Genomic DNA, 14,286 nt, shown 5'->3' on the forward strand with positions numbered 1-14,286 from the left:
CCTTTGCCGTCGTCCGGATGCCTTCAGACGCCGTCGTCGATGACCTGATCCATCGTCAGAGCAGGCTGGGCGCAGCCGGCCTCGCCGATCACCTTTGCGGGGACACCGGCAACCGTGGTGTTTCTCGGGACTTCGTGTAGAACCACCGATCCGGCCGCAATGCGCGAGCAGTCGCCGATAAGGATATTGCCAAGGATCTTGGCGCCCGCACCTATCAGGACGCCATTGCCGATCTTCGGATGCCGGTCGCCGTCCTCCTTTCCGGTTCCGCCAAGTGTGACCGAATGCAGCATCGACACATTGTCGCCTACAACCGCCGTCTCACCAATGACGATCGAGTGAGCGTGATCGATCATGATCCCCTTACCGATAAGGGCATTCGGGTGAATATCGACGCCAAAGACCTCGCTCACGCGCATCTGGACGAAATACGCAACATCGCGCCGACCGTTCGTCCAGAGCCAATGACCTATCCGGTAGGCTTGGACGGCCTGAAAACCCTTGAAAAAAAGCATCGGTTGCATGAAGCGATGGCATGCCGGGTCACGGTCATAGACCGCGACAATATCGGCCCGCGCCGATTGGCCGATTTCCGGATCGTCAGCATAAGCTTCGTCGGCAATCTCGCGCAGTATCTGCTCGCTCATCTCGCCCGAGGCGAGCTTGAGCGAGAACCTGTACGCGAGCGCCCGCTCCAGGGTGGCGTGGTGCAGAAGACCTGAATGAATGAATCCGCCGAGGAGCGGTTCGTCGCGGACTGCCGCTCGCGCCTCCTCGCAGATATGCGACCAGACCGGATCAACCTGCGCAACTTTCGGTTTTGTTTCGGCCATGACAGCTTCCTCCGATTTCCAGTCAACATATAGCAGATAGGATCGGTGCGTGAAACTGGAAGAGGCAGCGCCAGGCGTGGATCACACTTCGCGACGACGCCAGTCGAGTAGCACATCGAACACGGACGCCATCGCTTCCAGATACCGAAGTTCGGAAAGGAACGGTTCAGGTGCGAGTCGCGCATTGGGCGGCGTCGCGGCCGAGAGGCTGCCGTTTCCCCAGAGCGGATGGTTGCGTCCATGGCGCTTGCGGAACAGATCCGCCGCATGGGCGCACTCGAGGAATCGCCATACCGCCCCGGGCCATTCTTCTCTGGGTAAGTGCAATACCGCACGCGCGGCCGCGGCCACGTCGCCATGGGTCAAAGTGCGCACGGGTCACAAGTTCGGAACGGCGATTTCCATGTAGTGGACCGCGATGCGGACCTTTCCGCCGGAGAACGTGCCTCCCGCCGCATCGAGTTGCATTACCTCGGGCGCGTAGAACGCTGTTGGCTGCCCCAGACCCCCCCGCGCCCAAGAACCCACACTGAGGCTCAGCCCCGACCCGTAGCGCCCGGCTGCTCCGGGATTGCCGAGAGACCAACTCGTGAGAGATCCCGTGACCGCTGCAATCACCCGCGCCGTCGCACCGACTACCACGGAATTGGGCGGGATTATCGCCGACGTCGTCGAGACCGAACCGGCCGTAATCACGTGGTCTGTCTCCGCCACGGCGAAGCTCAAGCCGGCATTTGAGGGCGACAGCGTCATCATCCCGGCGCGCCACCCAGAGCCGTCATGTAGCGCCTGCGCACCCTCGTCAAGGATCACCGTCCGCCAGCCCCGTCGAGGTTCGGCGAACTCCCACCCACCGTTCGTACCAATCGCCACATTTCCGTCCTGACCCGACCACTCGTTCACTGCACCGACAGGCACACCGTAGCACGCGCCATCGACAACGATCGCGGGCGGGATCGTTACGCTGCGCGAGACCAGGGTCAACGAGACGAGGCCGTCGAGCCGGGTAAGCGCCTCATTCATCGTCACGTGCTTCTGAGCCTGTGCGGGCTGAAGAAGCGGCAAACCAAGCTGGTTCGTGTTAAACATCGACGCTGATCCTCGTGAAGGGGCCCGCTCCGAACTGGTCGGACAACTGGGCGACATGGATTTCGAACGGAGCGTTGACCCCGTCGAGGGCTTGTAGACCGGCCGGGTAGGTCCAGCCGGGCTGGGCAAGTGTCACGGTGCGCCGGGTGGCTGCACCCTGCACGATGCGAAGCTCGTAGATCTCCAGCGCCTCGCCCAACGGCACATCGAAACCAGACCAGCTGTCCCCGTCGATACGCGTCCTACGGATCCAGCCGATGTCCAAATCGCCCAGAGAGTTCCGTTGTGCTCTAAGATGAACAGGGGACAGCGGGCGAAGCCCGATTCCGGTGAAAGCTTCAACCCGGTGGGCATAGGACGGATCGCCATAGCCGCGCTTCGCTGGGCCGATCCGGTAGTGCCGGGCCAGATCACGCTCCGCCACGGAGAGCTTGATCTGCTGCGGAACCCCGTTCATCAGAACGACATAGCTTCCCGGCGGCCACGCGTCGGGCGCTATCGCATCGCTACCCGCCTGCCCACGAAGACGCATCGACAGGTCGTAGGTGTCCTTTGCGATCAGCGCGGCCTCCGCGAACTGGAAGAGCTCCCAGTTCGCTGAGGCTCCGTCTCCGATCGCCATCACGTTCGCCCCATTGAGAATCTGGCTCGGACTGACGGAGTTGAGCGTTCCGCCGCTCACCTTCACCCTCAACGGCACCCCCCGGTCCCACTGCCCGGGCTGTGCCCGATACAGGACGTTTTCGGTCTGACCGATCACCGACGCAGCCTTGATGAGAAGATTGAGCTGGTACCCAGAATCGCTGTCTGACGCGTAGAGCGCCGCCTCCGGCCAGGGCGAGGCTGTGACCGCGACATGGGGCCGATGCGGCGCTTCCTGACCGCTCATCAGTGGCAGGTCCATGAACAGAGCAAAGACAGGCACGGGCGCGGCAAAGGCGCGCGGCGTCACGCGTTCCTCCGCTTCGTCTGACGGCTGATAGACGGCCGGCTCCACCCGGACGGCCTCGACCTCAATTTTCCCCGCCTGTTCGACCCTGTCGATCCGGTACAGCCCGCCACCGTCCAGCGAGATGACGTCACCCGCGCCGAGATGGCCGAGAGATGGTGGAAGCGCGAGCCGCGCGCCATCACGCGCGACCCGAGCCTCGCTCATCCAGCGCTCGACGATCCCCTGCCCCTCCGACCGCGTCAGAGCAAGCGCGACGTCCGACTGCGTCGTCGTGCGCGCCTCCTCGTCAGGAAAGATCGCCTCGACGGCTCGTGCCTCGTAGTCGCCGTCTGCCTCGACATAGTTCAGCCGAACCCGGCCCGCGATTTCGACCTCTGTGGCGCGAGATGTCTCGACCCACCCGTTGGTGTCGCCGCCGACGGCCAGCTGGTCGGCGCCGATCACTGCGTCCGCCAAGCCATCGCGCATGCGGAACGTGAGAACTCCGCCCCGTTCAAGCGCGTCGAACCCATAGCTGAGCATCAAAGGTTGCAGCGCCGCCCGGCCGCTTCCAACATCCGCCACTTGGTAGCCTCGGACCAGACCGTAGAGCCCGGAGACGTCGACGGACGCAAGCCCGGATCGCGCGCAGATCTCCCCGACGACGCTGGAGAGCGGCTGGGCCGAGACGCGTCCCGTGATCCAGTGACCGCGCGCATAATTGTCCCCGTCAGACCAGATGTTCTCAAGCGCCGGAAACTGCGGAAACGGACGCGCATCCCAAGCCCACGCGTGAGCCCGCCTCATGTCGATCATAGGCTCCAGATATTCCTCGGAAATCGGGTTGTTCGCCGGATCGTTCCAATAGTCGATCATCGCGCGCAGGTATTGCATCTGCATCAAGTCGTCGCGGCGCCCGTTCGAATAGGCAGGCAGGACCGATTCCGAGGACTTCGGATCGAGGAACTTGTTGGGCTCGTTGGCGCCCTTCTCAATGGCCGCGCAGCCAAATTCGGTAAACCAGATCGGTTTCGACTGCGGCACCCACGGGCTCGGCGTGAGTGATTTTGCCCCCCCGATCCGGTTGTGATGCGGGTTCTCCCACCACCTGCGAATATCCTTGTAGCGCCATATCCAGTGATCACCATAGGCGCCGTCGGTAATCGGCGTGCGGATCTGCGCGTCGCGATGGGCCTTACTGGCATAGTACCAATCGTAGCCCTCCCCCCCGGCGATGTTGGCCTTCAGGTAGTCGAGGTTGTAGATCGACCCCCAATGCGCATCGGCGTGATCATGGCCGTCGCGCCAGTCAGCCAACGGCATGTAATTGTCGATCCCGACGAAATCGATGTTCGCATCAGCCCACAGGGGATCGAGGTGGTAGAAGAGATCGCCGGTTCCGTCCTGATAACCGAAGTATTCGGACCAGTCTGCGGCATATCCGATCATCACGGATGGCCCGAGGATCGAGCGGACGTCGGCAGCAAGCGCCCTGAGGGCGGTGACCGCCGGAAAGCTGTCCCCCGCGCCGCGGATCTGCGTGAGGCCGCGCATCTCCGACCCGATACAAAACGCCGTCACTCCACCTGCCGCCGCGCAAAGATGCGCGTAGTGTAGGATGAAACGCCGGTAGGACCACTCTTCCGGGCCGGTGTAGGTGACGGTCGTACCGGCCACCGAAAAATCTTCGATCTGCGTCGTTCCGAAGAACTCCGAAACCTCGGCGGCGGCAGCCGCAGTCCGGTCCGGGCTCCCGGCCCGCCCCGGAGCGATCGACAGCGTAATCCGCCCGCGCCAGGGAAGTACGGGCTGACCCGACGCTCCGCTCCAGGGATCCGGCAGGCTGTTTCCGGCCATCTGCTCCATCAAGATGAACGGGTAGAAGACAACCGCCTTGCCCTGCTCCCGCAGCGCCGCGACGGCCTCCACGACCGAAACATCGGCCGGAGTGCCGCCATAGACCGGCCGATCATTGCCTCGGATCACCTCCTCGGCGCTCGACCGCGAGATGCCAGCCGCGCGCCACGGCATTCCGACCCCGTCAAAACGATTGTCCTCGACCTTCGGCTTCACGCGACACTGGCCGCAGCGCAGATCGCTCCCGAACCAAGACACGACCAGCGAAACCGAACCGCAGCCCGGCAGCTCTTCGCGCAGCATGTCGAGGGACACTGCCATGTCCGTCTTGCCTGTGGGTGTGTGGATGTTGGCCGAGACGTTCTTCCCGACCCCGGTCGCGTAGTGGACAGGGGTTGTCGCCAGCGCATACTCGCCGGTGCCAGGGATCATCGCAACGCCGCTGATACCCCGCGTAAGATCCGTCACCTTGTCGATTCCGGGCCCCTGTGCCGGACGCAGGACTTCGAAGCTGAACTGCGGCACTCGATTGCCGAACTGCCCCAGCTCGAGTTCCTCGAAGACCACATAGGCCGTCCCTCGGTACGCCGGAACCCGCCCGGCACCCTCGATCGCTTCTATCTTCGGATCGGGCAGCTGGTTCTCGCCACCGGCATAGACCCGCATGTTCACGTCATCTCGGGAGATCTCGACACCGTCGGCCCAGACCCGGCCCACGCGCGTGATCTTTCCTTCACAGAGCGCCACGGCAAGGCTCACCGTGTACGAGTACTCCGTAACCTCCGGCGCTGCGGGCCGAGGAGTGCCTTTGCCGCCTCCGCCGCCCGACGCTGCCGCGCGCTCGTGAAAGCGCGACGCCCAGATCACTTGGCCCGACACCCGCATCCGGCCCCAGAGCTGACCGATCGGAGCGCCCTCGCTTGCACCGGTAAGACGGAAACGGTCGACCCGGCCGGTTTCGACCGCCTGCGATCCCGTTCCCAGCAGGCGCTGGTCTATGAAGTTGCCAACCACCGCACCGACCGCGCGCCCGATGACGGCGCCGGATAGCCCCAGTACCGACCCGCCAAATCCCGAACCGATCGCGGCCCCGGCGGCCGAAAGCAATATGGTCGCCATTCCGATCCTCCTTCAGGGAAATTCGAACCTCGCCACGACGCGGCGAAGCCAGGGTGCCGAAAGCGGGCTCTCGAACACGCCGTGCCCGGTGTAAGCGTGAATGAATGTCGCCGCGTCGCCGACCTCGGCAATAATCCCGAGATGCTTTGCGACAGACCCGTCACGCATCCTGAAAAGCACGACCTCGCCTGGCGCCGGAGCGCTCGCCATGTCGCATTCGCGCAGGTGCCTTCGCGCGGCCGTCCAGAGACGTTCGGCCCCTTCGGGCTCCGACCAGTCCCATGTATAGGCTGGCACCGGCTCTGGCTCCGAGCCGAAGAGTTCGCGCCAGACCCCGCGCAAAAGTCCGAGACAATCGGCCCCGGCGCCACGGACCGAGGCCTGGTGCCGATAGGGTGTACCTACCCACTCGCGCGCGATCTCGACTGCCCGCATGCCCGTCTCGACCGTCATCTCCGGCTCCCGCCATCGTTGACGCTTACCTTGACCGGGTAGGACATAAGCCAGTCCTCGCCCGGAATGTCAGGAAAGCCTCTGAAATTATTCAGATTTTCGAACTTGAGTCGACAACTGTCGGCCTGCCGGTCGCACCCAGCCTCGATCAGCACGGTGTTGCCAGGTTCGGGCGCCATGCCGAGCGACTGCCAGAGTTCAACCTCGCGTGCACCATTGGCTTTCAGCCTGTCGTTCTTGACGATGCCGACCAGCCCTTTAGCGCGACCGTCCAGTACCTTGAAGCGCCCCTTTTCGAACCAGCGGTCCTCGAAGCCCGCGAAACTCGCGAAACGGAAGACGCGCGCATCCTCCGCCTCCTCGACGGGTCGCTGGCTGGAATAGCCAGCCCTGCCAAGGTCGAACTTGCACCGCTTGTCGCCGAGGATCGCCGAGCACCGGGCATGATAGACGAACCCCTGCGGCTGGTTCAGTTCCTCTGCCAAGCCGCGTAGCTCTGCCGTGAACGCGCCTCCCGAACGGACGATCTCTCCCAGAGTTCCGCGGAATTGCAACGCACGGACCGAAACGTCCACCCAGTTCACCAACCATCCCCGTACCTCCGCGCCGTCGTAGCGGCCGGCCAGGATGTCCTGTTCGATTATGGCATCCGACCGCAGAGCCCCGAAGGCTTCAGTATTGTCGACCGACAAGCCGGTCGCTTGCTGGATCGCCTTCGCCGTCAGGCCCGAATCCGCGCGAAAATCAACTCCGTCGAAATGCAGGTCGCGATCGTGATCGGTGAATCCCAGAACCAGCCCATCCCGCCGCGTGACCGCGAAGGCCCGGCACAGTGTCGTGGCGCCAGACCTCAGATGCTCCCTAAGATCGTCAGGATACCCCCTCACAACCGCACCTCCACGACCGGCACAGTCGGAACGTCACCCGCCTGGAACGACGCGACCGAGACCTGAATGCGGTCGGTGTCGAACCTGACTGGCACGTCGAACTCGAACCCCGCAGTGATCCTCTCGTTGATCGATGGCGGGCTTGCGAAGGCGACGATCCCGGTCGCCGTGTCGACCGAAAAATGCACGCCCTCCGCCAGTTCGTCACCCTGGAGCCCGACCCGCACCGTTCCCGCCACCGGCTTCCGGATCACGCGCACCTGGTTCGCAGCACCCGACGCATAGGCCTTGACCAACTGGTACTCGGTCCGACTGCCGTCCCCGACGTCGATGAACTGGTCGGCCATGCCGACCGTCGCCGAAGCCGGGCAAGACTTGTAGTCGGCCCAGTCCTTCCAGCGGAACCCGTGCAGCTGACCCTGCCGCGCCTCGAAGAAGTCGATGAGCGCGCCGATATCGTCGAGACTGCGCAAGCCGACCCCGGCATCGTATCGCCGACGCGACTGTGACCAGGGCGTGTTGCGCTCCTCGAACCCGTTGCTCAACGACACCACCTCGGTGCGCCGTTCGGGGCCTCCGACCGAGCCAAAGCTCAGATTCGCCGGGAATCTCACTTCATGGAATGCCATCCGCCCCTCCTCAGCGATTGCGCTCGCCGCGCGACAATGCTCGCGCCATCTGCGCCGCGATCTGGCTCTGACTGCGGGCAAAGCCCTGCACGTCCGGCGTCGTCACGTTCATCACGATGTTGACCGGCCGACTGCCGCCCGAGGCCTGCACACCGAGCCGCCCATCGGCGCCACGCGTTAGCGGCATGATCGCCTCCGGCCCCGCCTCGCCCATCAGGCCGCGCCCGTTTCTCATCGGAAACATCGTCGGCGAAGAGACGACGCCCCCCTTGGCGAAAGGCATCACCCTGCCTTGCGCGAAACTCCCACCCTTCTCGAACGGTAAGAGCCCGCTCAGAATGCCGTTCATGCTCCCTGCGATGGCGCCACCGACCGCCTCTTGAACAGGCTTCATCGCGATGCTGTAGATACTGCTGGCCATCGTTCGTGCGACCTTGCCCAGCGCGTCCGATAGCTTCATCCCGTCGAAGATCAGCCCGTCGAAAGCCCGCCTGAGCCCGCCGCCGATACTGGTCGATAGGGTGCCGACCTCGCGCCCGGTGAAGACCATGCTCTCGCGCATCCGCCCGAGTTCCGCGTCGAAAGCCGCAGCCATCGTCTGCGCCCCGCCGAGGCTTGCCTCAAGCGCGGTCGCCTTCGCGGCCATACCGTCGATCCCGTCCAATCCGTCCGTCACCGCCATCTCAGCCTTCCTTATTCTTGTCCGGCCAGGCCCGCGCCAGTTCGTCCAGCCGCGCCCGATTCAGTGGCGCGACGGCCCCGGGATCGCCCAACATCAGGACCAGTTCCGCCGGCGTCAGCTTCCAGAACACGTCCGGCGCCAGCCCCAACCCCGACAGCCCCGCCCGCATCAACCCCGGCCAGTCGAGACCGCTCATAGCCCCTCCGGCACCGTGAACGCACGGGCGAGCAATTCGGCCGCCACCCGTGCGGCCTCGACCGGCCCGCCGCCGATCTCCACCTTCAAAAGGTCAGCCGCCGTGCCGGTCCAGCCGCCACCCCGAAGGCCCGCGACGACCAGCATCAGGACGTCGCGCGTCGAAAACCGCCCCGCCTCAAACCGCTCCACGAGCTCTATGAGCGTCCCGGTCTGCAACCCGGCTTCGAGCTCCGCCAGTGCGCCGAGCGTCAGCTTGGCGACACGAGCCTCGCCGTCGAGCCGGATCGCGACCTCCCCCGTCCAGGGATTTGCCATCAGATCGCCGTGAAGTTGAGGGCGCCAGCAGAGGCGAGCGACAGCTCGTAGGTTGCCTCGCCGTTATAGCTGCCCGCGTATTCGATCGACGTGATCTGGAACGGCCCCTCGACGACGCCGAAATCCGGGATGATCACCTGAAAACTCTCGATGCTGCCCGAGAAGAAGATCTGCCGCGCACGATCATCCGTGGCCGAGTCCACGAAGACGCCAGACCCCGACACGCTCGCGGACCGCACGCCGGCGCCGCCCAGAAGCTCGCGCCAGCCGCCCTGGCTTTCGAGGCTGGTCACGTCGACCGTCTCGGCATTGAAACTGATCCGCGTCGCCCTGAGCCCCGCGATCGTGAGGAATTGCCCGTCGCCCGTCAGGTCGAGCTTGATCAGAAGATCCTTGCCGTTCTGGGCCGCCATGTCCGTTCTCCGATTTGTGTAAGATTCGGGTCGTCAGGGAAGAACCGAGACCCGGAATTGTGTGAAACCCGCAAAGCCGTGCGCCGCTGTCCCGGTCGTGATCCGAAACGACCGGCTCAGTCCTCGACCCGCGCCCGGAACATCAGGTCAATCCGCCGCACGTCCGCTTTTTCGACCCTTCGCGCCCGAGCCGAAAGAAACCAAAGACCCACGAGTCGCCCCCGCGCCAGCACCGGCGTAGCATCGGTCAGCGCATCAGACACCGCCGCCGCCACCGCCTTGGCATTCTGGAACCCCGCCTGATCGGTCACGATCGAGACGGTGAACTCGTGAAACGCGCCCCGCCCCACCTGGTCGGACGCGTCGCGCACATCCTCTGGTCCGATCGAGACATAGGTTCCCGTCACCGTACCCGGCGGCACGGCATCGTAGATCGCCCCCGATACCAGCGCGTCCAGCGCCGGATCCGCGGTCAACGTCTGGTAGATCACCGCCTGCAACGCGGCGGCCGCTCCGTAGCTCATGCCACAACCTCCTCCTGCGCGAAGCAGGTCAGATACTTCCCGACAGGATCGGCTTCCGTGACGGCACTAATGCGGAAGGTGCGCGCGCCGTCCCGGAATCGCTGCTCCGGCTTCGGTCGCGACGGTGCCCCCTGCGGCGCCCCGCGCACGGTGATCCGGTAGGACACGCTCGACACGGTGAGGAACTCCCCGGCCCGCTCGCCGCCCGCCCCGGCATCGACCGCCGCCCAGAGCGCGCCCAGAACGACCCAGTTCAACGACCAGCCGCCGGCACCGTCCGGAACCCGCTGCGCCTCTTCCAGGACCAGCTTCCGGTTCAACCGCGGGGCGCTCATGCCGCGCCCCCGCCGAGAACACGCACCGTCCGCCAGCGCTCGATCAGGGCCATCACCCCAAACGGCATGCCGAGGCGCTCGCCCGCTTCGTGCCGGTTCTCGTGAAACTGCGCAGCCAGCAGGAACACCGCCTGCGCGAGGTCGTCCGGCACATCCGACCAGGACGGCCCGAAGCCCGCCGTAAAGAGGACCTCGACCGAGCCCCCCACTGGGATCCCCGGCAACAGCGCCCCTGCCGCCACGATCTTCGGCCGTTGCGCGTCCCGCTCCAGCCGGTAGCGCGCGGGGTCGATCACCTCCGCTTCGCCGCCGCGATCCTTCACGGTGACCAACACGATCGCGCTCACCGGCGCCACCGGGAAGGCCTGACACTCCGGCCAGCGCCATTGGTTGAGCTCCAGCACATGGTCCCGCGCGATCAGCGCCTTGCCGATGCGCCCCTCGATCGCCGCCAGCGCCGCCCGCAGGTAGCCCGCCACCAGCGCATCCTGCGCCCCGTCATCGGCGAACCCGGTGCCAAGCCTCAGATGGTCCTTGAATTCCGCCACCGGCAGCGCCGCCTGCGGCACCGGTGTCACTTCGCTCAGCATCATGGGATATCTCCGATAGTCGCGCCCGTCCCTCAGGAACGGACGCGGGCCAGCCCCGCATTGCTCGGACGGAGGGAGCAGCTAGACAACACGGATGGCTCAATCGGCCCGCGCCCGAACGGCCGGGACCCGAAGGCCCCGCCCGATCCGCCTCCCTTACGAGACGGCGAATTTCAGAAGCTTGATCGCGGCGAAGTCGCTCACGTCGCCACCCACACGCTTCGAGGCATAGAAGAGCACATGCGGCTTGGCCGAGAACGGATCGCGCAGAACCCGCATGTCGGGGCGCTCTGCGATCGTGTAGCCGTTGTGGAAGTCGCCGAAGGCGATGGCATATGCGTCGTTACCGATATCCGGCATGTCCTCGGCCACCAGCACCGGATAGCCCATCAGCCGCGCGGGCTCGCCGGCGGCAAGGCCGTCCGACCACAGGAACCGGCCGTCGGCATCCTTCATCTTGCGAACCGCGCCGGCGGTCTTCGAGTTCATCACGAAGCTCGCGTTCGCCCGGTATTCGGCGTTCAGCGCGTAGACGAGGTCGATGATCGCATCCGACGCGTTGGTCGAGGCGAAGTCACCCGCCGCCCCCGTCGGCACATAGCCGAGCGAGCCCCAAGCCCAGACGCCATTGGCGACAGCCCCATGCGCTAGGAAGCCCCTCGGCTTGTCGACGCCATTCCCGTTCACGAAGGCCTGCGCCTCGGCACGCGAGAACCGGTCGGCGATGCGCTCGGCCAGCCAGCCTTCGACATCGAAGGCGCTGTCGTCGAGCAGCCGCTGCGACGCCTTCGGCATCGCCGACAACTCGTGCAGCGGGATCGAGATGCGGTCGATCTGCGGCGTGCCGGTCTCGGCGGGCGAGCCCGTCTCCGTCGCCCAGCCCGAGCCGAGATCGGTGTGATCGACCAGCACGTCGAAAGAGGTCGCCTCGACACTCACCACATTGGCGATCGAGCGGAGCGACGAGGTCGATTTCAACACGCCCCGGATACGGTCCGAGGTCTGCGGATCGACGAGGAACCCGCCCTCGGCATTGACCTGGGTGTTGAGCGCCTTGCCCTCGAGCACCAGCCCCCGCAGCCCGTCGTCGTCGCCCGACCGCAGATAGGCGGCAAAGGCCTTCTTGTGCGGCGCCTCATGGTCGATGGCAGTCGAAAGGACCGGACGGCCCGGCATGTGAGATTTGCGATCCAGCATGGTCAGTCGCTCTTCCTGTTGTTGCAACTTCGATTTCATGTCGTCCTGAAAGCCCTTGAACTCGCTCAGGAAACCCTGAAGCGCAGACTTCATCTCCCCGGCCGGAGCGTCGGACACGCCTTCCCCGGCCCGAGCCCTCGTCTCGGTCGTCTTCATACCCATCACCTCACGTCAGGGGTTGCGTCGGACGGGACCTAACGCCCCGCCAGTGCCCGGCGCGCCTCGTCGAGCAAAGCCGCCAGTTCCCGCAGGTCGGCGTCACCAAGCGCATCGCTCTTGGCGCCGACCCGCGCCTCGGGAAGCATCGGGAAGGTCACCACCGACACCTCCCAAAGCTCCACCTCTCGAAGAAGCCGCTGCCCCTTCGCATCCTTCTCCGCCGTCACCGTTCGGTAGCCGATCGAGAGCCCGTCGATGGCGCCCGCCGCGACCAGGGCCGCCGCCTCGCGCCCCTTCTCGACTTCGGTCAGAATCCGGCCCTTGACCTTGAGCCCCCGCCCGTCCTCGGTGATCTCGTCCCAGACCCCGATCGGCTGGGCGGGATCGTGCTGCCAGAGCATCTTCACCGCGCGTCCCTGCGCCTTGAGCCGCTCCAGCGACTTTCCATAGGCCCCCGGCATCACGACATCGCCACCCTGATCAGTGATGCCAAAGAACGAGGCATAGCTCTCGATCCGGCATCCATCCCTGATGGCGACATCCTCGCCCAGCCGGCAAAACTTCATCTCCAGCCCGTAAATACCTGTTGTCATTCAAGATTTCCTATTTCGGCCCGAACTCGATCAGCGACTGCGCCGCCTGCGCCAGAAACACGCCCACGACCCCGAAGACCGTCATCCAGAGCCGCCTCTCCACCCCCCCGATCATCGCCTCGATCCGCTCCAGCCGCTTCTCGACCGTCTCGAACTGCAGCGCCATGATCCTCTCGGTCGCCTCGAAACGATGCTCGTACGGCTCCTTGAGATAGCGTGACCCCGGCCCCGTCATACTCATTCCTCATCCGCAAGCCGCGGCAGCCCGAGGATCGACCGCTTCTCGGCGTCGGTCAGGAACGTGGCCTCGCCCACCCGTTTCCATTGCTGGTCCCGCTCGGCCGCGAGTGCCGGCACCTGGTCGAGATCGGGGCGCAACTCTACCTGCTCGCCGAGATGGGTGGACAGCCAGTAGGACACCGCCGCAGTAACTCGCGTGGCCAGGGGCAGCACGGTCAGCCGGTAGAAGGCCCGGTTCGCCTCCTGGTAATTGGCATAGGTGGCATCCCCGGGAATCCCCAAAAGCATCGGCGGCACCCCGAAGGCGACCGCGATCTCCCGCGCCGCCGCCTCCTTGGTCTTCTGGAACTCCATGTCCGAGGGCGAGAACCCCATCGGCTTCCAGTCGAGCCCCCCCTCCAGCAGCATCGGCCGCCCGGCATTGCGCGCGCCCTGATGATGCATCTCCATCTCGTGGATCAGCCGGTCATACTGCTCGCCCGACAATTGCGCCTGCCCGTCCGCGCCCTTGTAGACGATGGCCCCCGACGGCCGCGCCGCATTGTCGAGAAGCGCCTTCGACCAGCTCGATGCCGAATTGTGCACATCGACCGCGACGGCCGCCGCCTGCAGCGGAGAAAGCCCGTAGTGGTCGTCCTGTGGATGGAAGGACTTGATATGACAGATGGGATCGACGGGACCGGTCATGTCGAACCGGTGCTTCCGCCCGCCGACGGTATAGTCATAGGCCACCGGCCAGCCATCCACTCCCGGCACCAGCGACATCCGGTCCGAGCGCAGCACATGCAGCTCCACCGGCAGCCCCCCGGCCCCGACCGCCTCGACATAGCCGTTCCCGCTCAGAAGCAGCTGCCCGTAAAGGGCCTCGAACAGCTCTGCCCGCCCCTGCCCCGGATTGGGGCGACGCATCAGCTCGGTCACGGGATGCACATCGTAGCGCCGCTCCCCGTCCTGGCAGACCAGAGGCAGCGCCGCTGCCGCCTCGGAAATGAGCTTCACCGCCCGGAACCCGACCGGATTGCCGGAAAACCCGGTCTTCGTGAGGCTCACCGTATCGCGCGGGCTCCATGCCACCCGGCCCGACGAGCCCCAGGCCACAACGCGCCCGGTGGCCGAGGCCTTCTGCTCCGGGACCGCCCCCGCGGCGCGCCGGAAGATGTTCCATGCCATCGCTAATCTCCTGTTTCAGCCCGGGCCGACCGGCGGCGCCCCGAAGGAACCACCCGCATTTCACCTTGCCCA

Annotated in this window: 18 protein-coding genes; all 18 read right to left on the minus strand. The window is 65.4% G+C overall.

The features are described 5' to 3' along the window. Positions 1–23 precede the first annotated feature (23 nt). The 18 genes from cysE to OEZ60_RS11955 all read right to left on the minus strand — a co-directional run bounded on the left by cysE (position 24) and on the right by OEZ60_RS11955 (position 14,214). Positions 24–833 carry a serine O-acetyltransferase gene (cysE, locus tag OEZ60_RS11870; protein WP_263336371.1) on the minus strand — a complete coding sequence of 270 codons (810 nt, stop codon included), beginning with the start codon at positions 831–833 and terminating at the stop codon, positions 24–26. 81 nt (positions 834–914) lie between these two features. Further along, complete coding sequence (locus OEZ60_RS11875) at positions 915–1,208, minus strand: DUF7742 family protein (protein ID WP_263336372.1); 294 nt, start codon at positions 1,206–1,208, stop codon at positions 915–917. A 3-nt stretch (positions 1,209–1,211) separates the two neighbouring features. Continuing rightward, on the minus strand, positions 1,212–1,922 hold the full coding sequence (locus tag OEZ60_RS11880) for a DUF2793 domain-containing protein (protein WP_263336374.1): 711 nt from the start codon (positions 1,920–1,922) through the stop codon (positions 1,212–1,214). Continuing rightward, complete coding sequence (locus OEZ60_RS11885; RefSeq protein ID WP_263336376.1) at positions 1,915–5,829, minus strand: baseplate multidomain protein megatron; 3,915 nt, start codon at positions 5,827–5,829, stop codon at positions 1,915–1,917. The genes OEZ60_RS11880 and OEZ60_RS11885 overlap by 8 nt, the downstream gene beginning before the upstream one ends. A gap of 12 nt (positions 5,830–5,841) precedes the next feature. Next, positions 5,842–6,282 (minus strand): C40 family peptidase, encoded by a 441-nt coding sequence (locus OEZ60_RS11890; RefSeq protein WP_263336379.1) that lies wholly within the window; start codon positions 6,280–6,282, stop codon positions 5,842–5,844. Beyond that, a complete protein-coding gene (locus OEZ60_RS11895; protein WP_263336381.1) occupies positions 6,279–7,169 on the minus strand; it encodes a DUF2163 domain-containing protein in 891 nt (296 codons plus the stop codon). Before OEZ60_RS11895 ends, OEZ60_RS11890 begins: the two co-directional genes overlap by 4 nt. Further along, positions 7,166–7,798 (minus strand): DUF2460 domain-containing protein, encoded by a 633-nt coding sequence (locus OEZ60_RS11900; protein ID WP_263336382.1) that lies wholly within the window; start codon positions 7,796–7,798, stop codon positions 7,166–7,168. Before OEZ60_RS11900 ends, OEZ60_RS11895 begins: the two co-directional genes overlap by 4 nt. 10 nt (positions 7,799–7,808) lie before the next feature. Continuing rightward, positions 7,809–8,480, minus strand: coding sequence for a phage tail tape measure protein (locus OEZ60_RS11905; RefSeq protein ID WP_263336384.1), 672 nt, complete (start codon positions 8,478–8,480; stop codon positions 7,809–7,811). Position 8,481: 1 nt separating this feature from the next. Next, positions 8,482–8,676 (minus strand): rcc01693 family protein, encoded by a 195-nt coding sequence (locus OEZ60_RS11910; protein WP_263336386.1) that lies wholly within the window; start codon positions 8,674–8,676, stop codon positions 8,482–8,484. Beyond that, on the minus strand, positions 8,673–8,993 hold the full coding sequence (locus tag OEZ60_RS11915; RefSeq protein ID WP_263336387.1) for a gene transfer agent family protein: 321 nt from the start codon (positions 8,991–8,993) through the stop codon (positions 8,673–8,675). The genes OEZ60_RS11910 and OEZ60_RS11915 overlap by 4 nt, the downstream gene beginning before the upstream one ends. Further along, a complete protein-coding gene (locus OEZ60_RS11920) occupies positions 8,993–9,406 on the minus strand; it encodes a phage major tail protein, TP901-1 family (RefSeq protein ID WP_263336389.1) in 414 nt (137 codons plus the stop codon). The genes OEZ60_RS11915 and OEZ60_RS11920 overlap by 1 nt, the downstream gene beginning before the upstream one ends. 116 nt (positions 9,407–9,522) lie before the next feature. Continuing rightward, on the minus strand, positions 9,523–9,930 hold the full coding sequence (locus tag OEZ60_RS11925; protein ID WP_263336392.1) for a DUF3168 domain-containing protein: 408 nt from the start codon (positions 9,928–9,930) through the stop codon (positions 9,523–9,525). After that, on the minus strand, positions 9,927–10,265 hold the full coding sequence (locus OEZ60_RS11930; RefSeq protein ID WP_263336394.1) for a head-tail adaptor protein: 339 nt from the start codon (positions 10,263–10,265) through the stop codon (positions 9,927–9,929). Before OEZ60_RS11930 ends, OEZ60_RS11925 begins: the two co-directional genes overlap by 4 nt. After that, on the minus strand, positions 10,262–10,858 hold the full coding sequence (locus OEZ60_RS11935) for a head-tail connector protein (RefSeq protein ID WP_263336396.1): 597 nt from the start codon (positions 10,856–10,858) through the stop codon (positions 10,262–10,264). Before OEZ60_RS11935 ends, OEZ60_RS11930 begins: the two co-directional genes overlap by 4 nt. Positions 10,859–11,011: 153 nt before the next feature. After that, the gene (locus tag OEZ60_RS11940; protein ID WP_263336397.1) at positions 11,012–12,208 is read right to left on the minus strand and encodes a phage major capsid protein; all 1,197 of its coding nucleotides are present in this window, start codon (positions 12,206–12,208) and stop codon (positions 11,012–11,014) included. 38 nt (positions 12,209–12,246) lie between these two features. Next, positions 12,247–12,804 carry an HK97 family phage prohead protease gene (locus tag OEZ60_RS11945; protein ID WP_263336399.1) on the minus strand — a complete coding sequence of 186 codons (558 nt, stop codon included), beginning with the start codon at positions 12,802–12,804 and terminating at the stop codon, positions 12,247–12,249. Positions 12,805–12,814: 10 nt separating this feature from the next. Further along, positions 12,815–13,045, minus strand: a complete 231-nt coding sequence (locus OEZ60_RS11950) for a GTA head formation protein, RCAP_rcc01685 family (RefSeq protein WP_411709801.1) — start codon at positions 13,043–13,045, stop codon at positions 12,815–12,817. After that, entirely contained in the window at positions 13,042–14,214 is a 1,173-nt protein-coding gene (locus tag OEZ60_RS11955) for a phage portal protein (RefSeq protein ID WP_263336402.1), read from the minus strand. Before OEZ60_RS11955 ends, OEZ60_RS11950 begins: the two co-directional genes overlap by 4 nt. Positions 14,215–14,286: the final 72 nt, after the last annotated feature.

It is taken from the genome of Albidovulum salinarum (assembly GCF_025673475.1).
Taxonomy (GTDB): Bacteria; Pseudomonadota; Alphaproteobacteria; order Rhodobacterales; family Rhodobacteraceae; genus Albidovulum; species Albidovulum salinarum.